This is a genomic window from Rhodococcus sp. 05-2255-1e (genome assembly GCF_002259025.1).
Lineage (GTDB): Bacteria > Actinomycetota > Actinomycetes > Mycobacteriales > Mycobacteriaceae > Rhodococcoides > Rhodococcoides fascians.
Window position 1 is genome coordinate 67055 of record NZ_NOZE01000040.1, and the last position, 21336, is coordinate 88390.

At 64.5% G+C, this 21336-nt stretch carries 23 protein-coding genes; 7 read left to right on the forward strand and 16 right to left on the reverse strand.

Annotated elements, in window-relative coordinates:
• Positions 1-54 precede the first annotated feature (54 nt).
• Positions 55-252, forward strand: coding sequence for a hypothetical protein (locus CH262_RS23690; protein ID WP_156158546.1), 198 nt, complete (start codon positions 55-57; stop codon positions 250-252).
• Positions 253-350: 98 nt separating this feature from the next.
• Positions 351-1064, forward strand: coding sequence for a CDP-alcohol phosphatidyltransferase family protein (locus CH262_RS23695; RefSeq protein WP_051365079.1), 714 nt, complete (start codon positions 351-353; stop codon positions 1062-1064).
• Here CH262_RS23695 and CH262_RS23700 read toward each other — a convergent pair.
• Positions 1012-1848 carry a YihY/virulence factor BrkB family protein gene (locus tag CH262_RS23700; protein WP_094718560.1) on the reverse strand — a complete coding sequence of 279 codons (837 nt, stop codon included), beginning with the start codon at positions 1846-1848 and terminating at the stop codon, positions 1012-1014. The genes CH262_RS23695 and CH262_RS23700 overlap by 53 nt on opposite strands.
• A 39-nt stretch (positions 1849-1887) precedes the next feature.
• Positions 1888-2280 (reverse strand): OsmC family protein, encoded by a 393-nt coding sequence (locus CH262_RS23705; protein ID WP_027496209.1) that lies wholly within the window; start codon positions 2278-2280, stop codon positions 1888-1890.
• Positions 2281-2487: 207 nt separating this feature from the next.
• On the opposite strand from CH262_RS23705, the gene CH262_RS23710 reads away from it, so the two are divergent.
• The gene (locus tag CH262_RS23710; RefSeq protein WP_032387094.1) at positions 2488-3441 is read left to right on the forward strand and encodes a hypothetical protein; all 954 of its coding nucleotides are present in this window, start codon (positions 2488-2490) and stop codon (positions 3439-3441) included.
• Positions 3442-3517: 76 nt separating this feature from the next.
• On the opposite strand, the gene CH262_RS23715 is transcribed toward CH262_RS23710, so the two are convergent.
• Positions 3518-4699 carry a zinc-dependent alcohol dehydrogenase gene (locus CH262_RS23715; protein WP_027496207.1) on the reverse strand — a complete coding sequence of 394 codons (1182 nt, stop codon included), beginning with the start codon at positions 4697-4699 and terminating at the stop codon, positions 3518-3520.
• Between the two features lie 127 nt (positions 4700-4826).
• Between CH262_RS23715 and CH262_RS23720 the strand changes: the two genes are divergently transcribed.
• A complete protein-coding gene (locus tag CH262_RS23720) occupies positions 4827-5825 on the forward strand; it encodes an iron-containing redox enzyme family protein (RefSeq protein WP_094718561.1) in 999 nt (332 codons plus the stop codon).
• Here the strand turns inward: CH262_RS23720 and CH262_RS23725 are convergent.
• Positions 5807-5971, reverse strand: a complete 165-nt coding sequence (locus CH262_RS23725) for a CDGSH iron-sulfur domain-containing protein (protein WP_063216898.1) — start codon at positions 5969-5971, stop codon at positions 5807-5809. The genes CH262_RS23720 and CH262_RS23725 overlap by 19 nt on opposite strands.
• Positions 5972-6032: 61 nt before the next feature.
• Positions 6033-6719, reverse strand: a complete 687-nt coding sequence (locus CH262_RS23730) for a HemK2/MTQ2 family protein methyltransferase (RefSeq protein ID WP_094718662.1) — start codon at positions 6717-6719, stop codon at positions 6033-6035.
• Positions 6720-6921: 202 nt separating this feature from the next.
• On the opposite strand from CH262_RS23730, the gene CH262_RS23735 reads away from it, so the two are divergent.
• Complete coding sequence (locus CH262_RS23735; RefSeq protein ID WP_094718562.1) at positions 6922-7389, forward strand: hypothetical protein; 468 nt, start codon at positions 6922-6924, stop codon at positions 7387-7389.
• An 8-nt stretch (positions 7390-7397) separates the two neighbouring features.
• A complete protein-coding gene (locus tag CH262_RS23740) occupies positions 7398-8579 on the forward strand; it encodes an NAD(P)/FAD-dependent oxidoreductase (protein WP_094718663.1) in 1182 nt (393 codons plus the stop codon).
• Between the two features lie 25 nt (positions 8580-8604).
• Here CH262_RS23740 and glsA read toward each other — a convergent pair whose 3' ends face one another.
• A complete protein-coding gene (gene glsA, locus CH262_RS23745) occupies positions 8605-9813 on the reverse strand; it encodes a glutaminase A (RefSeq protein WP_032387098.1) in 1209 nt (402 codons plus the stop codon).
• A gap of 106 nt (positions 9814-9919) precedes the next feature.
• Between glsA and CH262_RS23750 the strand changes: the two genes are divergently transcribed.
• Positions 9920-10918 carry a fumarylacetoacetate hydrolase family protein gene (locus CH262_RS23750; protein WP_052067056.1) on the forward strand — a complete coding sequence of 333 codons (999 nt, stop codon included), beginning with the start codon at positions 9920-9922 and terminating at the stop codon, positions 10916-10918.
• 3 nt (positions 10919-10921) lie between these two features.
• Here CH262_RS23750 and CH262_RS27850 read toward each other — a convergent pair whose 3' ends face one another.
• From CH262_RS27850 to CH262_RS23795, 10 genes are all read right to left on the reverse strand, one after another.
• A complete protein-coding gene (locus CH262_RS27850) occupies positions 10922-11065 on the reverse strand; it encodes a hypothetical protein (RefSeq protein WP_155288482.1) in 144 nt (47 codons plus the stop codon).
• A 165-nt stretch (positions 11066-11230) separates the two neighbouring features.
• On the reverse strand, positions 11231-13426 hold the full coding sequence (gene katG / locus CH262_RS23755) for a catalase/peroxidase HPI (protein WP_218829328.1): 2196 nt from the start codon (positions 13424-13426) through the stop codon (positions 11231-11233).
• 75 nt (positions 13427-13501) lie between these two features.
• Positions 13502-13981 (reverse strand): Fur family transcriptional regulator, encoded by a 480-nt coding sequence (locus tag CH262_RS23760; RefSeq protein WP_032366272.1) that lies wholly within the window; start codon positions 13979-13981, stop codon positions 13502-13504.
• A gap of 128 nt (positions 13982-14109) precedes the next feature.
• The gene (locus tag CH262_RS23765; protein WP_032366273.1) at positions 14110-14379 is read right to left on the reverse strand and encodes a metal-sensitive transcriptional regulator; all 270 of its coding nucleotides are present in this window, start codon (positions 14377-14379) and stop codon (positions 14110-14112) included.
• A 52-nt stretch (positions 14380-14431) separates the two neighbouring features.
• Positions 14432-14851, reverse strand: coding sequence for a DUF302 domain-containing protein (locus CH262_RS23770; protein ID WP_032383505.1), 420 nt, complete (start codon positions 14849-14851; stop codon positions 14432-14434).
• Between the two features lie 42 nt (positions 14852-14893).
• A complete protein-coding gene (locus tag CH262_RS23775; RefSeq protein WP_256988948.1) occupies positions 14894-17047 on the reverse strand; it encodes an MMPL family transporter in 2154 nt (717 codons plus the stop codon).
• Between the two features lie 164 nt (positions 17048-17211).
• On the reverse strand, positions 17212-17676 hold the full coding sequence (locus CH262_RS23780) for a MarR family winged helix-turn-helix transcriptional regulator (protein WP_051365075.1): 465 nt from the start codon (positions 17674-17676) through the stop codon (positions 17212-17214).
• Between the two features lie 14 nt (positions 17677-17690).
• Positions 17691-19487 carry an acetyl/propionyl/methylcrotonyl-CoA carboxylase subunit alpha gene (locus CH262_RS23785; protein ID WP_094718665.1) on the reverse strand — a complete coding sequence of 599 codons (1797 nt, stop codon included), beginning with the start codon at positions 19485-19487 and terminating at the stop codon, positions 17691-17693.
• 14 nt (positions 19488-19501) lie between these two features.
• A complete protein-coding gene (locus CH262_RS23790; protein ID WP_094718563.1) occupies positions 19502-19726 on the reverse strand; it encodes an acyl-CoA carboxylase epsilon subunit in 225 nt (74 codons plus the stop codon).
• The gene (locus CH262_RS23795) at positions 19723-21333 is read right to left on the reverse strand and encodes an acyl-CoA carboxylase subunit beta (protein WP_094718564.1); all 1611 of its coding nucleotides are present in this window, start codon (positions 21331-21333) and stop codon (positions 19723-19725) included. The genes CH262_RS23790 and CH262_RS23795 overlap by 4 nt, the downstream gene beginning before the upstream one ends.
• Positions 21334-21336: the final 3 nt, after the last annotated feature.

Here is a 21336-nt window from a genome sequence, read left to right on the forward strand (position 1 = left end):
AACGGCGAGATCGGGCGAATGATGAACAGAACGCTGTATTCGATGATGTGGATGATGGCGATTATCTTTTTCGTCGCTTTGCTGTGGGGCACAGTCGGTTACGTGTACGCAGACACCCATCCTCTGCAGCGAGCGGCATTCGTCGGAGGCGGAGTGTTGATCGCGGGATGGCTGATTCTGTTCGCGGCCGTAGGGATCAAAATATCGCGGCTCAAAGCCCGCAGGAGACAGAGCAACTCCGACGAGCAGTAACTGTTGGAGCCGCTCGGGTGTGGGTTTCGAATAGGCGGGTATACACCGACGAATCTTTCGTAGAGTCGGTCTTTCGATTTGCCGAGCAAGGATCGTCGATGGTCAACCAGCGCAGCACACCGAGCCGGCGCACTTCGTCCGAACTTCCGGCGACCCGCCAGGAATATCTGTCGACATGGTCAGGTCTGCACAGCAACATCGATCCATCGTCGTCGGTGCTCGTGTCGACGTGGCTTCGTCTGGTGTACTTCCTGAGCGCCCCGCTCGTGCGCGCATCCGTCTCGGCCCACGTTGTCACCGTCGCCGCGGTGGTTGCGGCTGCAGGATCGGTGGCGTTGTCCCGGCCGGGCACCTCGCTGCCCCTCCTGGCGGCGGTGCTCATCGTGTTCTCCGGGCTGCTCGACGGTATCGACGGCGGCGTGGCCATGATCGGCCGTTCCCAATCGCAGTGGGGCTATCTGCTGGACACGGTGTCGGATCGGTGCAGCGATCTGCTGTTCCTCGCGGGCAGCCTCGCGCTGGGCGCTCCGATGCCCATCGTCGTTGCCGTCGGTGTGACGACATTGCTGCACGAGACGGCCCGCGCGCGTGCCGTCGGAGCCGGGATCTCCGACGTCGGCTTTCTGACAGTGTGGGAGCGGCCGTCTCGGGTCGTTGCCGCCGTCGTCACCGCGACCGTTGCGGGCGCGGGCCCCGGTAGCGCTCAGACGTCCGCGACGATCGGAATATCGGTGACGTGTGGGCTGGCCGTTCTCGGGTTCACCCAGCTGATGTTCGGGCTGTACCGACGGGCCGATCGAACTCGGCGGTGATCAGCCAGCCGGCGAGCGCCAGCACGTGAAAGACGAACATCCACAGCATGATTGCCACACCGCCGCCGATGTCGGTGAGACCGCCGAACGGTGCACCGAGGTCGACAGGAATGGCCAGGAACAGGATGAATCCGTGCACGAATCCGGTGACGATCGACGACGTGACCAAGGAGCCGGCCACGAGTGCCCGCCACCCCACCGCCCGCGGCGCGATGACCCGGTAGGTCCAGGCAAGCGGAACGGCCAGGATCAGCCACAGGCAGTTGAACCCCAGAAATATTCGTAGAGCCAGCGCACCGGCACCTCCGCCGCCCGTGGTCGCCTGCAGGACGCGTGCGAGGGTCAGCACCCCGATGAGCAACACCGGGGCGGCGACGAAGAAGGGAACCATGGCAGCTCTGCCTCGCCACCCGGTGAACGTTTCACGGGTCGGGGCGAAACGCACGATCGCCCTCCGCAGACCCTCTCCGTAGAACGTGGCGGGAAAGATCGAGATCACGACTCCCAGCGGTCCCAGGTGTATTCCGGCATCGGCCAGACCGTCGAGCGCCGCGCGGGCACCCAGCGCATCGGGCAGCAACGCCGACATGGCGTCGAATCCGCCTTGTACCCACTGCGCCGACACCAACAACACGGTCGCCCGGATCGTCAGAAGCAACAGTGGGACGACGGCGATCACCGCGTAGAACGTCAGTCCGCCCGCGATCAGCGTGGTGTCCTCACGCGCGAAGCCGGCTTTGATCGCCTGCACTCCGCGAACCGCCCGAACGCGAACGGATGTCATCGCGCGCGTTCGGAGCGGGTCCGCCGAACGATCGAGCGGTTATTCAAGGGTGACGTCCACGGCGTCGATCACTTTGAGGAACGGGCAGATCGACGTGGCCTGCGCGAGTACGGCCTCCGGGTTGTCGGTGCCCGGTAGCGACACCGACAGAGCGAATTTCGCGTCGTAACCGGATGCGTCGGAATCGGTCAGCACGACGGTGCCCTTGACCGCGAGTTCGTCGACACTGCCGCCGACGGTCCCCAGTGCGATTCGCAGTGACTCCACCAAGCAACTCGACAGCGCTGCGGCCATCAACTGCTCGGGGTTGGTGGCCTCGCCCGGGCCACCGAGTTCAGCCGGTTCTCGCACACTCAACGACAGCACTCCGTCGTCGGAGGTCACGCCGGTCGCAGTTGCAGAGACGGTTGCTGTGTACAGCTCGGTAGTCATCGGTGTCGGATGTCCATTCCGCCGCCGATCGAAACCGTCGAATCCCGCCGACACGAGTAGCGGTTCGGACGTGTCGCTGTTCACACCTGCGGTACGGCCGTTTGGCAAAACTTACCGGTGGGTAACACCCGAACAGGGCCGAGCATCACGCTGTGACCCACAGGCATCGGCCGGATCCATGTACCCACCCACCGAAAGGGGAGCACCATGAGCACATCGACTTTGATCGCTCAGTTGCGGATTGCACTGCAGCTGACACACACCGAAATTCAGGTCGCGGAAACCCGCGTCGTGCAGGCGCGCACCGAAGCGGTTCGTCGGGAACTGACGCAGAACGCCGCCAACGGACGTGACCGCGCCGCCGCCATCGAGGAAGCACTGCGCAATCTCGGCGGGCTACCCGAGGTAGTCGCACCGTTCATCGGGCGCACGTTCGCAGCGGTGAAGGCAGTCGCCGAGCAGGCGCAGCCGTTCGACGAGGCACTGCTGGGCGATCTCGCCCTCGAGCAGCAACTGCTGGGTCGAGCGAAGTACATCAAGGCTCTGGCGACAGCAGCCGAGGAACCGTCCGTCGTGGCACTGGCCGGCCGCTTGGCCACCGCGCACGCCGCCACGGTCGAATGGCTCGAGACCGTCCTTGCCGAAGACGCCCTGGGTGGACCCGCCGCACTGCGCCGGACGCCTTTCCAGGCAGCTGCCGGCACCGCAGTCAAGATCGTCAACGCACCGGCCAACTGGTCGGCCCGCGGTCTCGACCGCGCACTGGATGCCGCTCGCGCCACCCCGGATCGACTGAGCGCTCTGCTCGGCCGCGGTGCACACGCAGGCGACGTCGCCGTCAGAACGTTGACCGCCAGCCGCGACGCAGCACTCGAAGCCGCTGAAGATGTGACCCGCAGTGAGGGCGTCGACACTGTCGCCGACGCCATTCACACCGCGCGGTCCGCCGGTGGAACTCTCGGTGCCGACGAGCTTCCCGTAGCGGACTACGACGACCTCAACGTCTCGGACGCGGTGGCCGCCATCAAGGAACTGACCACACCCGCCGACGTACGCACTGTCGTGGCGTACGAGGAGGCACACAAGAACCGCCACGGAGTCGTGTCTGCAGGACAGACTCGCCTGGCAGCAATCGCCAAGGACGTCATCTCCGTCGACTGACGACGATCGATCGTTCCTTCTGCGAATACCGATGCGGCCCGTGAAGTTCCGGGCCGCATCGCTGTATTCGAAAGGTTCAGGGCTTCAACAGAACCTTGATCGCACCGTCCTGCTTCTTCTGGAAGATGTCGTACGCATGCGGCGCTTCTTCGAGCGAAAGCTCGTGAGTAGCGAACGAATCGACGCCCAACGGATCGTCGTCGCCGAGAAGCGGCATGATGTCGTCGACCCATCGCTTGACGTTCGCCTGGCCCATCCGCAGCTGAATTTGCTTGTCGAACAAGGTCATCAACGGTAGCGGATCGGCCATACCGCCGTACACACCGATGATCGAGATGGTTCCGCCGCGTCGAACGATGTCGATTGCCGAGTACAGCGCACCCAGCCGGTCCACGCCGGCCTTCTGCATCATCGGCGCAGCCACGGCGTCGGGCAGCATTCCGACGATCTGCTGGGCCAGCTTGCCGACCGGTGAGCCGTGCGCCTCCATTCCGACGGCATCGATCACCGCGTCCGTTCCTCGGCCGTCGGTCATGTCACGAATGACGTCGCCGACGCCCCCGCTGTGTTCGGCCAGATTCACCGTTTCGATTCCCCGTGCCGCAGCTCGCGCCAGGCGCTCGGGTACGAGGTCGACAGCAATGACCCGAGCACCCTTGTGCTGGGCGATGCGGGCGGCCATGTCTCCGATGGGACCGAGTCCGAGCACCGTCACCGACCCGCCTGCAGGTATCGACGCGTACTCCACCGACTGCCACGCGGTAGGCAATACGTCGGAGAGGTAGACGTATCGCGAATCGGGTCCGGCCTCGGGGACCTTGATGTGCGTGAACTGCGCCTGCGGAACACGGAGGTACTCCGCTTGCCCACCGGGCACTTGGCCGTACAGCTTGGAGAAGCCGAACAACGCGGCACCCATGCCCTGCTCACGAACCTGGGTGGTCTCGCACTGGGTGTACAGACTCGAATTGCACATGTAGCAATGTCCACACGAAATCTGGAACGGGATGACCACACGGTCTCCGACGGCGAGATCGCCTGTCTCCGAACCGACTTCCTCCACGATGCCCATGGGCTCGTGACCCAGAATATCGCCCTGGTCCATGAAGGCACCGAGCGTCTCGTACAGGTGTAGGTCCGATCCGCAGATATTGGTGGTCGTGATCTTCACAATTGCGTCCGTCGGCGCTTCGATGCGGGGATCGGGCACCGAATCGACGCTGACGTTCCTCTTGCCCTGCCATGTCACTGCGCGCATGGAGGCTCCTCTCTGTTACTCGACCCCGAAACTCGGAATCGCACGAAGCGGATTACCTGCTTCGTATGCGTGCAAACGCATCGGACCCACACGATTGACCGTGACCGGCAGCGGGTAGGCGTGAACAATGAGTGCTGTGACCCCTTCCATCGCCCCCACCCTCGTGTCGCCTCGGTTGCCGGTGCCGTGTGGTCCACTCTCGGACGCCGTGATCCGGTATCTCTCCACCGGCGGCGGTGCCGCACTGCCCAGCGCGTCGGATGCCGATCCGACGTCGCGTGATATGCAACTGGCGTTGCTCGTCAGCTACGAACTGCACTACCGCGGGTTCGAGGGCGTGGACGACGAACTGGAGTGGGATCCAGCACTGCTGCAGTTCAGAGCAGCACTCGAATCCGCGTTTCTGAACTACGTGCGCTCGAATGTCGAACCCGGCGACGACGTCGTCGCCGAAATGAAGCGACTGTCGGTCGAGGCGTCGTCCGGTACCGGCCCGTCGTGGTTCCTGCGGGACGAAGGATCGTGGGAGCAGATGCGCGAGTACTTCGTACATCGGTCCATCTACCACCTCAAGGAAGCGGATCCCCATGCGTGGGCGATCCCGAGGCTGGTCGGCCAGGTCAAGGCCTCGTATGTCGCCGTCGAATTCGACGAGTACGGCGGTGGCAGGGGTGAGCGTGTCCACCAGCATCTGTGGGCCGAATCCATGACGGCAGCAGACCTCGATGCGTCCTACCTCGGGTACGTGGACCGCGTCCCCGCCCAGACACTCGCGTGGGTCAACCTCATGTCGTTGTTCGGATTGCACCGCAGCCGGCGAGGTGCCACCGTGGGCCATTTCGCCGCCACGGAGATCACGTCCTCGCCGGGTTCACAGCGGTTCGTGCAGGGCCTTCGCAGGCTGTCAGCGCCGGCGGCATGCATCGCGTTCTACGCGGAGCACGTCGAGGCCGACGCCGTCCACGAGCAGGTCCTGCGCCACGACGTGGTGGAGAACCTGATCGGACAGGAACCACACATCGAAGCCGACATCGTATTCGGCATGCGCGCACTGGATTTCGTCGAGAACGAGCTCGCGGACCACGTGATGCAGCGGTGGTCCGCCGGTCAGTCGTCGCTGGACTGACTCGCTCGTCGCTTCGCGCGATGGCTCGTGTCGCACAGCGGGTACGTCTTGCTGCGCTTGCACGTGCACAGCGCGACGACGAAACGATCCGAGGTGACGACGGAGCCGTCGTCGAGTTCGATCTCGACCGGCCCGTCGATCAGCATCGGTCCGCCCCGGACCAGTCTCACCCGAGTGCGCGCAGGTGCAGCGTCACCACCCGTCGACTCATCGCTTGTCGCCACGCAACACCACCAATTCTTCCGTTCTGCGGCCCGATTCGAGTACGCCCTTGGCCTCGAGCCACTCGGCACGAGCCGTCATGACGGGCCCGAAGTCGATTGTGCGGCACGCCGCCTCCGATGCACCGAAACCGTGAGTATTCAGCATCTCCCGTGTTCGCTGCGGACCCGAGAATTCCGAGTGGACCACCAGCAGCACACCGCCGGGTGCCAGCAGTTCCGCGCCTCGCGTGCACAGAGGGTCGAGCACCACTCGCCCGTCCTCACCCGCATCCCAGGCGCGGTGCAAACCCATGCCGGTGGGCGCGGTCTCCGACGGAACGTACGGAGGGTTGCACAGCAGAATGTCGAACGGCTCCAGCTCGGTCGCCTCCGAGAACGACCCCAGCCGCACATCCACATCGACTCCGACCGACCGGGCATTGCGCTGCGCACAGGCAACCGCACGCGGAGAGATGTCGAAGGCCACCACCTCGCGGGCACCGAGCAGTGCTGCGGTGATGGCCACTGCGCCGCTACCGGTACACATGTCGAGTACACGGGCTCCGGGCACGAGCCCCGAATCTGCGGCGACGTCGCACAGCAGAAGTGAATCCTCCTGAGGCTCGTACACTCCGGGATCGGCGTGCACTCGTGCCAGCGAACGGACGGAATCGAATTCGGCTGTCGTCATGGACATTCCTCCCAGCGTGGATTGTCGGATTCGTATTCCCGCGTCCAAGCCCCGCAAACCGGTTGTTCGGAACAGGCTTACCGACACGCACTTCGGGGTAGTGCTAGGACGTGTGTGGTTGAGGAGCAGCCCGCAGTCTCGGCAGTCGACTGCCGCACTCCCCCTACACGGGTTCAGGAGTTCGGCTCCAGAGGAGTTGTCCATGATCGTCGTTCCGTCCATTCGAACTCCGCTCGCCGGTGTGGTTCCATCGCTCTCCACCGCCGACGACCGTGCCTCGAGTACCCGTTCCTCGCTCCCGGAGGCCGAGATGACGGTGTCGGTCGACGAGAGCGCAGGCGCCGACATCGAGGTGCGCATTGCCGGCACCATCACCGACGTGGACGTTCCGGTGCTGGCAGAGACGTTGGGGGAAGCCGCCGAGCGCGGCCGGGCTCTGATTCTCGATCTGTCTCGCGTCACGTTCGTCGCGGCGGGGGTTCGCTCCGTGCTCGACGCCACCGCTATTCGCCAGGGTCGCTGGCAGCAGAAACTCTCCGTTGTGCTTCCCGACGGCGCAGACCCGAGCGGCGTCTCGGACCGCGTGTCCGTCTACCGCACGCTCGCCGAAGCCCGCACCGAAACCGATGCCCGCACCGACGTCACAGCGCAGGCGGCCGATTCACGGTGAGCCGCACCATGTACGACGTGCTGATCATCGGTGGAGGCAATGCCGGGATCAGCGCGGCCGCACGACTGCTGAAGAAGGGCGTGTCCGACGTCGCCGTGATCGAGCCCAAGCAGGTGCACACGTACAAGCCCCTGTTGTCGTACGTCGGTGCCGGTCAGGCACCGCTGACCGAGGCCGAACGGACCCAACGCTCGGTGACCCCCGAGGGCTGTGTGTGGCTCGAAGATTCGGTCGTGTCGGTGGATCCGACAGAACGCTCGGTTCGCTGCGCGTCGGGAATGGAGTACGGCTACCGCGATCTCGTACTGGGGCAAGGCCTGATCGCCGACGAAGCCGCTCTGCCGGGTGTGCATGCGGCGCTTCGTTTTCCCGATGTCGCCAGCAACTACCTCGACCGGGCCGAGCGCACATGGCGGCTGGTCCGTGACCTGCCTGCACACAGCCACGCCGTGTTCACCGTGCCGCGTCCGCCCGTCGGGTGTACCGGGACAACCGTCAAGCCGCTGTTTCTCGCGGCCGCCCACTGGAAACGCACAGGACGACTACCGACCGTCGACATCACGTTGGTCGTAGATCGTGAGAGTCTGCTCGGAGTCCCTGACCTGGACCCCCGGCTCGCCGGCCACCTCCGAGACCTGGGTGTGCGCGTCCTGATGGATACATCGGTCACGGCGCTCGAGCCCGAGAGCAAGCGCATCACCGTCACCGATCACGCCGGGGTCGACGAGCGAATCGACTACGACATGCTGCACCTGGTCCCGCCGTATCGCGGACCACTGTGGGTACAGGAGTCCGGTCTGGCCGGAGAGCAGCAGCACGGTGTCGTCGACATCGACTCCCGCACGATGCGGCACCGACGCCACCCCGAGGTGTGGGCTGCGGGCGACGGTGCAGCGATCGACACCGACTCGTCGGGTGGCGCTCTACGCAAACAGATTTCGGTTCTCGTCGACAATCTCGTCGCATCCAGGAGCGGCGGAGCGATGTCGAGTTACGACGGGTACACCGTCGCACCCATCGCTGTCGAAGCACACACTCTGATTGCTGCCGAGTTCGACCGCACCGGTGCACTGGCCTCGTCGCTACCCTCGTTTCTCGATCCCCTGAAACCCAGACGGTCCGCGTGGGCGTTCGACCGATACGGCCTACCGCAGTCCTACTGGCACATGATTCTCGCCGGGAGACTGTGACACCGACCGTCTGGTTCGAGGTGTGTCAGCTGTCGCGAGAGGCGTTCATCAGCCCGTCGGGATCCTCGACGACGACGCGGTAGCCGTCGTCTTCCAGTCCGCTCACAGCCTCTCGAAGGAGGCGCTGTGCAGCGCCGTCGACGGCGCGCACTTCGGTGAAATCGACGACTATCTCCTCGCAGTCCGGGACGCCGGCCGCAAGACGGGCGACGACGGATTCCGCACCGGCGAACCTCAGCTCGCCCTGCAGTTCGACGGTCGTGACGCCGTCGGATTCGCTCAGCGTGCGAATGGCGGATTCCCCGCTGGGAGGGACGTGCATCATGTGCAGACCGAGGTCGCGTGACAGCCTCTCGAACACCGCAACCCCGCGGACGCTGTTTCCGTGCTCGTTCAACCGGGGCGAGATCACGGCAACACCCACCTGACCGGGGAGTACGCCCATGATGGCTCCCGCGACTCCGCTCTTGGCCGGAATGCCCACTGTCGCAATCCAACTGCCACTGCCGTCGTACATCCCACAGGTTGCCATGACAGCGAGAACGTGACGGTTGACCGCGGGGTCGACGACCTGTCGGCCGGTGGCCGGATCGGTTCCGCCGTTCGCCATCACCGAGGCGATCACGGCCAGATCGTTGCACGTCACCGTCACCGCGCACTGGCGCGCATACCCATCGACGACGACCGCGGGTTCCGCACCGAGGTGGCCGACCGACTTCAGCAGGTGCGCGATCGCGGTATTTCGATCGTCGGATTCCAGTTCGGCCTCGTACACCGCCCGATCGATGTGGAGTTCACGGCCGGCCATGGCTCCGAGCAGCTCGATGAGCCGCCCCGCTCGTTCTTCGCCGTCACTGCCCGCGATCATCGAATGTACCGCCAGCGCACCGGCATTGATCAGAGGGTTGCGCGGTCGACCGGTCCGCGCTTCCAACGAGATCTCGTTGAACGAATCACCCGACGGTTCGACGTCGACGGCCTCGAGCACCGCTGCGAGCCCGTTGTCCTCGATGGCCAACGCATAGGCCACCGCTTTGGCGATCGACTGGATCGAGAATTCGGTGTCGGTATCGCCCGCCCCGTAGTGCGACCCACCGACGGTGGCGAGCGCAACCGCGAACGTGTCGGGATCGGCCGCCGCCAATTCCGGGTTGCCGCTCGACATTTCCCCATCGTCGAGGTGTCGGCACTCCGTCAGGACGGACTGAAGATACTCGGGCACCGGTGATCTCATCACCCCACGCTAACCGTCGGGTCTTGACACGCCGACCGTGGCACCGTTTACACTCCGGGTTCCTCAACCGTTGTGGAGCATTGCTCCGCACAGATCGGACGCGCCCGTGCGATTGCGACGCTTGACCTCCACCGATTCCGCCGACCGCCTTGCCGTCCACGTGCCCGACACGACCACGTGGATCGATCTCGAGGCTGCGGTCTCGACTCTGGGTGCCCCCGAGATCCTGCGCCCGCTCACCGGTTCCATGCTTCGGTTCCTCGATGCAGGTGAACCCGCACGTGAAGCCGCAACGACGGTGGCGCGGCGGGCGGCCGACGAGGGCGTCGCCACGATGGACCGACCGGCACCGACCCTTCCGGTCGTTCCGGCGTCACTGCGCTGCTTCCTGGGTTGGGACGAGCACTGGGACCTGGCCGCACACAACCTCGTTCGGCGAAATCTACCGCGTGCCGTCCCGTTCATCCGTGGATTCGAGATGCTGACGCGTCGAACTTTCCCGGCCCTGCGTCCCGGTCCGGGGTTCGACGACCATCCGATCTACTACACCGGTAACCACCTGACCGTCGTAGCCGACGGGGCCGATGTCGACTGGCCGTCGTACAGCCGAGTTCTCGATTTCGAGCTCGAATTCGGTGCCGTCGTCACCCGACCGATCCGAGATGCATCCGAGCGGGAGGCCGAGGCTTCGATAGGCGGTTACGTCGTCTTCGACGACATCAGCGCGCGGGACACGCAGTGGGAGGAGCAGCGCCGGACTCCGTTCGGTCCGGTCGTCAAGACCAAGACGTTCGCCAGTTCGATGGGCGCCGACATCGTCACCCCCGATGAGGTTGCGGCGCATGTAGATTCGCTGGCCGCGGCCGTCCGGGTCAACGGCGAGCTCTGGTCGACCACCAGCACTGCCGGGATGCGCTATTCCATGGGTGAATCTCTGGCGTTTGCGAGTCGCGGCGAGAGCATTTACCCCGGCGAGCTCCTGACGTCGGGCACCCTGCCTCGCGGTTGCGGGCTCGAACTCGACCGGTGGATCGCTCCGGGCGACCGAGTCGAACTCGATATCGAACGGATCGGCTCCGTCACCAACACCATCGGTGCTCGCTGAGTCCTATCGGATTCCGCGCTCGGTGTCCGACTTGTCGGTCGACGCGTCCTGGAACATCTCGAGGAACGACCCGAAACCGGATGCACTCTGACGTGTTTCGTCTCTGTTGTTGTCCGCAGAGCCCGCGGATACGTCCTGTTGTGTCATGCAACCAGCATGACAATCGGACATTGCGACAAATCCAGGTGCAAAGTCACGAATCGGCATCGAAAGATAACAGCCCGGTAACGACGAACTTGAAGCTGTGGATGGATCCAGCTCGTATTCCATCCACAACTTCGAGTTCGGGTGGCGCATCAGCGCCGGTGAGTACTAGGCGAGCTCGAAGCGATCGAGCATCATGACCTTGTCCCAGGCTGCGACGAAGTCCCGGACGAACTTCTCCTTGGCATCATCGCAAGCGTAAACCTCTGCGAGAGCGCGCAATTCGGAGTTCGAGCCGAAGACCAGATCGTTACGTGTTCCGGTCCACTTCTTCTCGCCGGTAGCGGCGTCCTTGGCCTCGTAGATGCCGTCCTCCGCGGTGGGAACCCATTCGGTGCCCATGTCGAGGAGGTTGACGAAGAAGTCGTTGGTGAGCGTGCCGACCTTGTCGGTGAGGACGCCGTGCGTCGACCCCTTGTAGTTCGCGCCGAGTACACGCAGACCGCCGACCAGCACGGTCATTTCCGGTGCACTGAGCGAGAGCAGGTTGGCCCGATCGACCAGGTTGAACTCGGCGGGCAGCTTCTGGCCCTTGCCCAGGAAGTTGCGGAAGCCGTCCACCTTGGGCTCGAGATCGGAGAACGAGTCGACGTCCGTCTTCTCCTGCGTCGCATCCATGCGGCCCGGGGTGAACGGGACCGTGATGTCGACGCCTGCGTTCTTGGCGGCCTGCTCGACGGCTGCGACACCGCCGAGGACGACGAGGTCCGCGAACGACACCGTTCCGGAGAACGACTGCTGAATGCCTTCGAGAACGCGGATGACCTGTGCGATCTCGTCGGGCTCGTTGACCTCCCAGCCGGCCTGCGGCTGCAGGCGCAGACGGCCACCGTTGGCACCGCCGCGCTTGTCGCTGACGCGGAACGACGATGCCGCCGCCCACGCAGCCGAGATCAGCTGATCCTGGCTCAGTTCGGAACCGAGGATGGCCTGCTTGAGCTCGGCGATCTGGGCGTCACCGATCAGCTCGTGATCGACGGCCGGAATCGGGTCCTGCCAGAGCAGGGGCTCCGCCGGAACCTCGGGGCCGAGGTAACGCGAGACCGGTCCCATGTCGCGGTGGGTCAGCTTGAACCACGCCTTCTGGAACTCTTCTGCGAGCTCCTCGGGATGATCGAGCCAACGACGGGTGATCTGCTCGTAGATCGGATCGACGCGCATCGCGATGTCTGAGGTCAGCATCGACGGGTGGCGACGCTTGGACGGATCCGCCGGGTCGGGAACGAGATCCGCGCCTTCTCCGTTCTTCGGACGCCACTGGTGTGCGCCGCCCGGGCTCTTGTAGAGCTCCCACTCGAAGCCGTAGAGGGTCTCGAGGAACGAGTTGTCCCACTGGGTCGGCGTCGGGGTCCAGATGACCTCGAGTCCGCTGGTGATCGCGTCGGCGCCCGAGCCGGTGCCGAAGCTGTTCTTCCAGCCCAGGCCCATCTGCTCGATGGGCGCGCCCTCGGGCTCCGGTCCGATGTGGGCATCGGGGTCGGCTGCGCCGTGGGTCTTGCCGAAGGTGTGTCCACCGACCGCGAGTGCCGCAGTCTCGATGTCGTTCATGGCCATGCGGCCGAAGGTCTCGCGGATGTCCAGTGCGGACTGCACGGGATCCGGGTTACCGTTGGGGCCTTCGGGATTGACGTAGATCAAGCCCATCTGCACTGCGGCCAGCGGGTTCTCGAGGCTCGTGCGGTCACCGTGGTAGCGCTCGTCGCCCAACCAGGTCTGCTCGGGGCCCCAGTAGACGTCCTCGTCCGGCTCCCAGGCGTCGACGCGTCCGCCGGCGTAGCCGTAGGTCGGCAGGCCCATGGACTCGATGGCGACGTTGCCGGTGAGCACGATGAGGTCGGCCCAGGACAGTTTGCGGCCGTACTTCTGCTTGACCGGCCAGATGAGACGGCGGGCCTTGTCCAGGCTCGCGTTGTCGGGCCAGCTGTTGAGGGGAGCGAATCGCTGCATGCCGGCTCCGGCACCGCCGCGACCGTCCTGCTTGCGGTAGGTTCCGGCCGCGTGCCACGCCATGCGGATGAAGAACGGACCGTAGTGCCCGAAGTCCGCGGGCCACCACGGCTGCGAGTTCGTCATCACGGCTTCGATGTCACGCTTGACCTCGGCGAGATCGAGAGAATTGAACTCGGCGGCGTAGTCGTAATCCGCACCCATCGGATCGCCCACGGCCGGGTTCTTCTTGAGGATCTTGAGATTGAGCGCCTTGGGCCACCACTCGCGGTTGCCGCCGCCTTCGACAGGCGTGGGCATCGCGTTGTGCATGACCGGACACTTGCCACCGCTCTCCTGCGGCTGATCCTCGTTCATCTCTTTTTCGCGTGTTACGTGATCTTCAGACACGTGCTTCCTTCCAAGGTGTGACGATCGGGCTGTGATCGGTGGTCACGAACTCTGCTGTGTTCGAGACCGGGGAGGGAACTGAACGGGAACTGCCGGCTGCTCGCGAGCAGCCGAACACTGTGCGCAGAAGCCCCAGTAGATGACCTCTGCCTCGTCGATCGTGAAACCGACGGAGTCCGATGCGGTGAGACACGGCGTCTCGCCCACCGCGCAATCCACGTCTGCGATCACGCCGCAGTTGCGGCACACAGCGTGGTGATGGTTGTCCCCGACCCGAGATTCGTATCGTGCGGGAGATCCCGCGGGCTCGATGCGACGCACCAGGCGCGCAGCGGTCAGGGCATTGAGAACGTCGTACACCGTCTGGCGTGATACCTCGGGGAGCACCGATCGGACGAGTCCGAGAATCGTGTCGGTGTCCGCATGCGGATTGGTTTCGACGACCTCGAGCACGGTGACCCGCGGACGGGTCACGCGCAAATCGGCGGTGCGTAATTGCTCCGCATAGGGTGAGATCGGCATCACAGCGTCAGTATCCTCCGGTTTTCTGGACCAAGTCAAGTATGCAGTCGAATCCGCTGCTTGTCGACTGCAACTCGGTATCGACGGCAACCCGACACATGCCGTTCGTCCGGAGTTCGGCCGGCGGCTCAGGCCAGAGCCAGAAACAACTTTTCGAGCTCGGCCTCGGTCATCGGTTCCCTACCGTCAGCAGCATCCCCCGTCATGCACTCCCGTAGGCCGGTTGCCACGATCTTGAACCCGGCACGGTCGAGCGCCCGCGACACGGCAGCGAGCTGGGTGACGACGTCCTTGCAATCACGACCGTTCTCGATCATCCCGATGACACCCGCAAGTTGGCCGTGCGCACGCTTGAGCCGGTTGAGTACCAGTGCAATGCTGTCTTCGTCGCCGATCATGTCGATTCCTTCGATGGTGGTAGCAGTGAACCCCAGGGTACCCCCGGGGGCATCATTGCGGCGCGGTACCGGTACCGCCGAGGGCCGCGATTGCCGCCTGCAGTTTCGCCGTGGCCTCGGCGGCGACCGCACCCAACCGCGGCTCACCGGTGACCTCGACCATGATGGCCGGGTTCATGGCCTCGACGACGACGGACCGCGCCGCCGCCGGGTTCTCACGCACGACCACATTGCACGGCAACAGCAGACCGATCTGTTTCATCACCCCCACTGCGCGGTGAGCCAGTCCCGGGTTGCACGCGCCCAGGATCACGTAGCGCTCCATGTCCTCGTCGAGCTTGGCCTTCAACGTGGCCTGCATGTCGATTTCGGTGAGAACTCCGAATCCCTGCTCCGACAACGCCTTTCTCGTGCTCTCGATCGCGTCGGCGAAATCGGTGTCGGTCAGTGTGGTGGACAGTGCGATGTTCATGATGTCTCCTCGAAAATTGTTGTGTCAGTGTGAGCTGTTGTGTCAGTGAGAAAAACGGATGGAGGGCAGGACAGCACGTAACCATGCCGGCGACCACCACGCGCCGTGTCCGGTCAGCCGTAGCAGGACCGGAAGCAGGACGAGTCGAACCAGGAACGCGTCGAGCAGTACCGCAACACCCAGGATGATGCCCATCTCTTTCGGGGGCAACGGATCCGACAGTGCGAATGTGAAGAACACTGCCACCATCACCGCTGCTGCGGCAAAGATGACTCGTCCCGAGTGGGCCAACCCGTCCACCTGGGCAACCTTGGAATCACCGGAGCGCTCGTAATGCTCCTTGGCGGTAGCCAGGAGGAACACCGTGTAGTCCATGGCGATGGCGAAGATCATCGCGAAGAAGAACACCGGACCCCAACCGTCGAGAAATCCCTGCGGCGTGAAGCCCAGCAACGAGGATCCGTGTCCGTCCTGGAAGATCAGCTTGGCGACGCCGAACGCCGCCGCGGTGGACAGCAGGCTCACCGCGGTACCGAGCAACGCGATGAGCGGAGCCTGAAGCGCCACCAGCAGCAGCACGAATCCGAGAACCAGGATGATCCCGACGACTATCGGCAGGTAGTCGTTCAAAGCCTGCTGCAGGTCCAGGTTCTCTGCCGGTGCTCCGCCGACGAGTGCCGAATCGGGCAATGTCGATCGCAGCTCGGCGAGAATGGAGCCCATCGCTTCGTCGGACGGATCCACCGACGGAATTGCCTGCAGCAGTGCATATCCCGAATCGTCAGCCGCACTCTGCGGAGGCGTCACCATCGAGATCCCGTCGACCCGCGCAGCGACGGTTGCGGTCTCGGCAGCATCCACTTCGGGAACCACGATCTGCAGCGAACCCGGTGCGCCCGGTCCGAACCGGTCCTGAACGAGCTCGTAACCCTGCCGCACGGGGGCATCCTCGGGCACCACTGCTATCGACGGCATTGCCACCTTCAGCCCGAGCACCGGCAGGGCGAGCGCAATCAGAATCCCCACCGACACGACCGCGAACGGCCACGGGTGCTTGTGCAGCAACTCCCCCCATGCCGCGAACCTTGGGGATCGATGCACTTGACGCTTGGCGTACGGCAACGAAGCGGCGTTGACCTTGGGTCCGAGCGCACCCAATGCCGCAGGCAGCAGAGTCATCGTTGCCAGCAACACGAAGGCGACAGCCAACATGATCCCGACGGCCATCGTGCGCACCGCCGGCGCGGGGACCAGCAGCACTGCGGACAGACTCACCAGCACCGTCAGCCCGGACAACACGACGGCCTTACCTGCGGTGTCCATGGTGGCGGCGACGGCAGCCCGAGGGTCGGTGTTCCGCAGCGCGTCGCGGAATCGAGCGACGATGAACAGGGCGTAGTCGATTCCCAGCGCGAGGGCGAACATCATTGCAAAGTTCATGGCCCACACCGAGATCGGCGTGACACCGTTGAGCAGAACCAGACCACCAGCGGAGGCAACGAGCCCCGCGACGGTGAGCAGCAGCGGCAAACCGGCCGCGACAAGGGAACCGAAGGCAAGCACCATGATCGCCAAGGTGACCGGCCACGAGAACAGTTCGGCTTGGATCATGGCGTCGTGGTTCGCCTTGTTGAAGTCCGACCACAGGGCCGACGAACCGGTGGGATACACCTCGATTCCGTCGGTCGAGAGCGCAGTCAACCGCTCCTTCACATCGTCGACGGCCTTCACCATCTCGTCGGTCGTGCCGTTCGCCCCGGCGATGACGATGCCGGTGCGGCCGTCCGGGCTGATCGTCATATTCGGTTGCGGCGCAACGACGTCTCCGAATCGGGAGTCACCGGAGAACACCTCGGTCACGTCGTCGATCACTGCCCGAACAGCGGGGTCCGTGATGGATGCTGCGTCGGAGTGAACGACCACCTGCACCGCTGCGGACGAATTGCCACCGAAATGCTGCTGGGCCAGTTCTCGAACCTGTACGGATTCGGATCCGTTCGCCTGCCACCCGGCTCCCGCCAGATCGGTGAAGACCGAGGGCGCGAACGAACCGAGGCCGATCAGCGCGATGAGCCATACGCCGAACACCCAACGACGGTGGGTCACCATCGACGCACCCGCACGGCCGAGTAGTCCCGGCCCTCTCGCGGGCAGGCCGTCAGGTGGGCGAAGAATTTCGGCATCGCGCAGCGACATGGTTCTCCTATACGGGTGGGGGTATCGGTCGAGGCGGACGAAACCCCGAGCGATCGAACGTGCCCACCATTGCACATACCCAAGGGGGTATGCAAGTACCCCTGGGGGTATCACCTCAGGGGTACTTTCATCACCGTCGGCGGATCACAACCAGGACGTGTCGATCAGCGCCGCCTGTTCCACTGCTTCTCGATGCCGCGCAGCACTTCGAGTGTCTGTTCGGAATCTGCATCGACCGCCATCCGCGACCGAGCCCGTTCGAGCGCACGTTCGGCACGTGTCACCGCGCGATACCCCGAGTCGGTGGCGTCGACCAAGTACTGCTGTCGATTTCGCGGATTGACACTGCGCACCAACAGGCCCGCGTCGACGAGACTGGCAGTTGTCGCAGTGATGCTGGTTCGGTGTCGCACCAATTCACGTGAGAGCGCGCTGTACGACAACGGCCCTCTCCGACAAACCAATTCGAGTACCTCGTACCGTGCCCAGCTCAGTCCCTGGGCATCGAGCGCCTCCGCCAACCGCACCCGGGCGGCCGAGGCCATCCGCAATACCGTGGACACGATCTCGAACTCGGTGGAATGCGCCGGAGAGGTGTCGCCGTCGAACGATTCAGCGAGGGCAGTCATCGAAAGGTACTCCCCTACTTGATTTCTGCGAGGACGGTGCCTTGGGTGATGGCGTCGCCTGCGGTGACGCTCAGGCCGGTGATGGTGCCTGCTTTGTGGGCGGTGACGGGGTTTTCCATCTTCATCGCTTCCAGGACAGCGACGAGGTCCCCGGCGGCGACTTCCTGGCCTTCGTCGACGGCGACTTTGACCACGGTGCCCTGCATCGGTGCGGTCACCGAGTCACCGGACGCGGCGCCGGCTCCGGCACCACCACGGGTGCGGGCCTTGGGCTTACGCCGTACCGCACCGGCATTCCCGCCGCTACCACCGCCGAGGGTGAGCTCTCCCGGCAGCGAGACCTCGACGCGTCGGCCCCCGACCTCGACGATGACCGACTGCCGCGGCAGGGCCTCGTCGTCGTCGATCGGTTGCCCGGCGGTGAACGGGGGAACCTGGTTGTCCCATTCGGTCTCGATCCACCGGGTGTGCACCGAGAAGGAGTCACCGTCACCGATGAACGCGGGATCGGAGACCACCGCAGCGTGGAACGGAATCACCGTCGCCAACCCGTCGACGGTGAACTCGGCCAACGCCCGACGCGAACGAGCGAGGGCTTCCTCGCGGGTGGCTCCGGTGACGATGAGTTTGGCGAGCATCGAATCGAACTGGCCCCCGATCACGCTGCCGGATTCGACACCGGAGTCGACGCGGACACCCGGGCCGGAGGGGGCGGTGAAGGTGGTGACCGGTCCGGGGGCGGGCAGGAACCCACGTCCGGCGTCTTCACCGTTGATCCGGAACTCGAACGAATGCCCGCGCGGTTCGGGGTCTTCGGTGATGGTCAGTTCTTCGCCGTTGGCGATGCGGAACTGCTGCAGGACCAGGTCGATGCCGGAGGTTTCCTCGGTGACGGGGTGCTCGACCTGCAGGCGGGTGTTGACCTCCAGGAAGCTGACGAGGCCGTCTTGGCCGACGAGGTATTCGACGGTTCCGGCGCCGTAGTAGCCGGCTTCGAGGCAGATGGCTTTGGCGCTGGAGTGGATTTCTTTGCGTTGGGCGTCGGTGAGGAACGGGGCGGGTGCTTCTTCGACGAGTTTCTGGAAGCGGCGTTGCAGGGAGCAGTCGCGGGTGCCGGCGACGATGACGTTGCCGTGTTGGTCGGCGATGACCTGGGCTTCGACGTGGCGTGGTTTGTCGAGGTAGCGTTCGACGAAGCATTCCCCGCGCCCGAATGCGGCGACGGCTTCGCGGGTGGCGGAGTCGAACAGTTCGGGGATTTCCTCGCGGGTGCGGGCCACTTTCATGCCGCGTCCGCCGCCACCGAAGGCGGCTTTGATGGCGATGGGGAGGCCGTGTTCGTCGACGAACGCCAAAATCTCGTCGGCGTCTTCGACCGGTTCGGAGGTGCCGGGGACCGAGGGTGCTTTGGCGCGGGCGGCGATGTGGCGGGCGGTGACCTTGTCGCCGAGATCGCGGATCGACTGTGGGGACGGTCCGATCCAGATCAGACCTGCATCGATGACAGCTTGGGCGAAGTCGGCGTTCTCGGAGAGGAATCCGTAGCCGGGGTGGATGGCGTCGGCTCCGGATTTAGCGGCGGCGTCCAAGATTTTGTCGATCACCAGGTACGACTCCGCGGAGGTTTGTCCGCCGAGTGCGAATGCTTCGTCGGCCAGGCGGACGAACGGTGCATCGGCGTCGGGTTCGGCGTACACAGCGACACTGGCCAGCCCGGCATCAGCGGCCGCCCGGATCACCCGAACCGCGATCTCACCACGATTGGCAACAAGAACCTTGGAAATCTTCTTATGGGAGGTAGAGGTGGTCATCTGTGCGAAGTCCTTCACTGGCCGAATCGGGCATTGACGAAAAGAGCTGGGGCACTGGCGAGTCCGTAACGATGCATATCTTCAGGTCGACCCCACAGATCGATCGGGGCCGGTACGTCCTCGGCCACCGACGACTGCGCGGCAGTCAGAACCGCAACGACAGCAGCGATCTCGGAGTCCGTCGGACTTCCGCGAAACGACCAACTGGCAGACGCGGCGTCATGCTTCGCTGCACTCATAGTGGGATGTTTCCGTGTTTCTTCGGGGGCAGGGTCACTTGTTTGCGTTCGAGCAGCCGCAACGCGGTCACGATCTGACCGCGGGTGTGACTGGGCGGGATGACCGCATCGAGATACCCGCGCTCGGCAGCGACGTACGGGTTGACCAACGTGTCCTCGTACTGCTGCTGCAACGTCAGCCGCAACGCATCGACGTCCTCACCGTTCTTCGCGGCCTCGAGCAACTGCTTGCGGTAGACGAACCCGACCGCACCCGAGGCCCCCATCACCGCGATCTGCGCCGTCGGCCACGCCAAATTCACATCGGCACCCATGTGCTTGGACCCCATCACGTCGTACGCCCCGCCATAGGCCTTGCGGGTGATGACGGTGATCTTCCCGACCGTCGCCTCCCCGTAGGCATACAACAACTTCGCCCCACGTCGGATGATGCCGTTGTATTCCTGCCCCGTCCCGGGCAGGAACCCCGGCACATCGACCAACGTGATGATCGGAACGTTGAAACAATCACACGTGCGGACGAACCGGGCTGCTTTCTCCGAGGCATCGATATCCAACGTGCCGGCGAACTGGGTGGGCTGATTGGCCACGATGCCCACCGACCGGCCGTCGATCCGCCCGAACCCGACGATGATGTTGCGGGCCCGCCCTTCCTGGACTTCGAGGAATTCGTCGTCGTCGAGGATCCGGCGGATCACCTCGTGCATGTCGTACGGAGTGTTCGGCGAATCCGGAATCAGAGTGTCGAGTTCGAGATCCTCCGCCGTCAACGAATCCTCGATGGATCCGACGATCGGATCCGACGCGGCCGTCCGCGGCGCATCGGCCCGATTGTTCGACGGGAGGTAGGCCAACAGGTCGCGGACGTAGTCGAGGGCGTCCTGCTCCCCGGACGCGACGTAATGCGCGACCCCGGACTTCTCCATGTGGGTGTGCGCGCCACCGAGCTCTTCCATCGTCACGTTCTCCCCGGTGACGGTCTTGATGACGTCGGGGCCGGTGACGAACATCTGACTGGTGCCATCGACCATGACCACGAAATCGGTCAACGCTGGGGAGTAGACGTGTCCGCCGGCGGCGGGGCCCATGATCACCGAGATCTGCGGGATCACCCCGGATGCGCGGACGTTGCGGTGGAAGATCTCCCCGTACAACCCGAGGGAGACCACACCTTCCTGGATGCGGGCCCCGGCGCCTTCGTTGATGCCCACCAACGGCCTTCCGGTCTTGATCGCCAGGTCCATCACCTTGACGATCTTCTCGCCGTAGATCTCCCCCAAACTGCCGCCGAAGACGGTCGCGTCCTGGGAGAACACGCACACATCGCGGCCGTCGACGGTGCCGTAGCCGGTGACGACACCGTCACCGAAGGGGCGATTGTCACCCAACCCGAAATTCTGTGATCGGTGCCGCGCCAACGCATCGAGTTCGACGAACGAGCCCTCGTCGAGCAGGGCGGTGATCCGCTCGCGCGCGGTCAACTTGCCCTTCGCGTGGACCCGCTCCACCGCCGCCTCACCCGACGGCATCTCCGCAGCCCCCAGACGTTTACGAAGATCGGCCAATTTACCCGCAGTGGTATGGATATCGGGTTCGGTTGTCGTCATGCA

Coding starts and splice junctions, on each gene's coding strand:
- CH262_RS23690 (WP_156158546.1), top strand. CDS start 55: ATGGCGATTATCTTTTTCGTCGCTTTGCTGTGGGGCACAGTCGGTTAC.
- CH262_RS23695 (WP_051365079.1), top strand. CDS start 351: ATGGTCAACCAGCGCAGCACACCGAGCCGGCGCACTTCGTCCGAACTT.
- CH262_RS23700 (WP_094718560.1), bottom strand. CDS start 1,848: ATGACATCCGTTCGCGTTCGGGCGGTTCGCGGAGTGCAGGCGATCAAA.
- CH262_RS23705 (WP_027496209.1), bottom strand. CDS start 2,280: ATGACTACCGAGCTGTACACAGCAACCGTCTCTGCAACTGCGACCGGC.
- CH262_RS23710 (WP_032387094.1), top strand. CDS start 2,488: ATGAGCACATCGACTTTGATCGCTCAGTTGCGGATTGCACTGCAGCTG.
- CH262_RS23715 (WP_027496207.1), bottom strand. CDS start 4,699: ATGCGCGCAGTGACATGGCAGGGCAAGAGGAACGTCAGCGTCGATTCG.
- CH262_RS23720 (WP_094718561.1), top strand. CDS start 4,827: ATGAGTGCTGTGACCCCTTCCATCGCCCCCACCCTCGTGTCGCCTCGG.
- CH262_RS23725 (WP_063216898.1), bottom strand. CDS start 5,971: ATGCTGATCGACGGGCCGGTCGAGATCGAACTCGACGACGGCTCCGTC.
- CH262_RS23730 (WP_094718662.1), bottom strand. CDS start 6,719: ATGACGACAGCCGAATTCGATTCCGTCCGTTCGCTGGCACGAGTGCAC.
- CH262_RS23735 (WP_094718562.1), top strand. CDS start 6,922: ATGATCGTCGTTCCGTCCATTCGAACTCCGCTCGCCGGTGTGGTTCCA.
- CH262_RS23740 (WP_094718663.1), top strand. CDS start 7,398: ATGTACGACGTGCTGATCATCGGTGGAGGCAATGCCGGGATCAGCGCG.
- glsA (WP_032387098.1), bottom strand. CDS start 9,813: ATGAGATCACCGGTGCCCGAGTATCTTCAGTCCGTCCTGACGGAGTGC.
- CH262_RS27850 (WP_155288482.1), bottom strand. CDS start 11,065: ATGACACAACAGGACGTATCCGCGGGCTCTGCGGACAACAACAGAGAC.
- katG (WP_218829328.1), bottom strand. CDS start 13,426: ATGAACGAGGATCAGCCGCAGGAGAGCGGTGGCAAGTGTCCGGTCATG.
- CH262_RS23760 (WP_032366272.1), bottom strand. CDS start 13,981: ATGCCGATCTCACCCTATGCGGAGCAATTACGCACCGCCGATTTGCGC.
- CH262_RS23765 (WP_032366273.1), bottom strand. CDS start 14,379: ATGATCGGCGACGAAGACAGCATTGCACTGGTACTCAACCGGCTCAAG.
- CH262_RS23770 (WP_032383505.1), bottom strand. CDS start 14,851: ATGAACATCGCACTGTCCACCACACTGACCGACACCGATTTCGCCGAC.
- CH262_RS23775 (WP_256988948.1), bottom strand. CDS start 17,047: ATGTCGCTGCGCGATGCCGAAATTCTTCGCCCACCTGACGGCCTGCCC.
- CH262_RS23780 (WP_051365075.1), bottom strand. CDS start 17,676: ATGACTGCCCTCGCTGAATCGTTCGACGGCGACACCTCTCCGGCGCAT.
- CH262_RS23785 (WP_094718665.1), bottom strand. CDS start 19,487: ATGACCACCTCTACCTCCCATAAGAAGATTTCCAAGGTTCTTGTTGCC.
- CH262_RS23790 (WP_094718563.1), bottom strand. CDS start 19,726: ATGAGTGCAGCGAAGCATGACGCCGCGTCTGCCAGTTGGTCGTTTCGC.
- CH262_RS23795 (WP_094718564.1), bottom strand. CDS start 21,333: ATGACGACAACCGAACCCGATATCCATACCACTGCGGGTAAATTGGCC.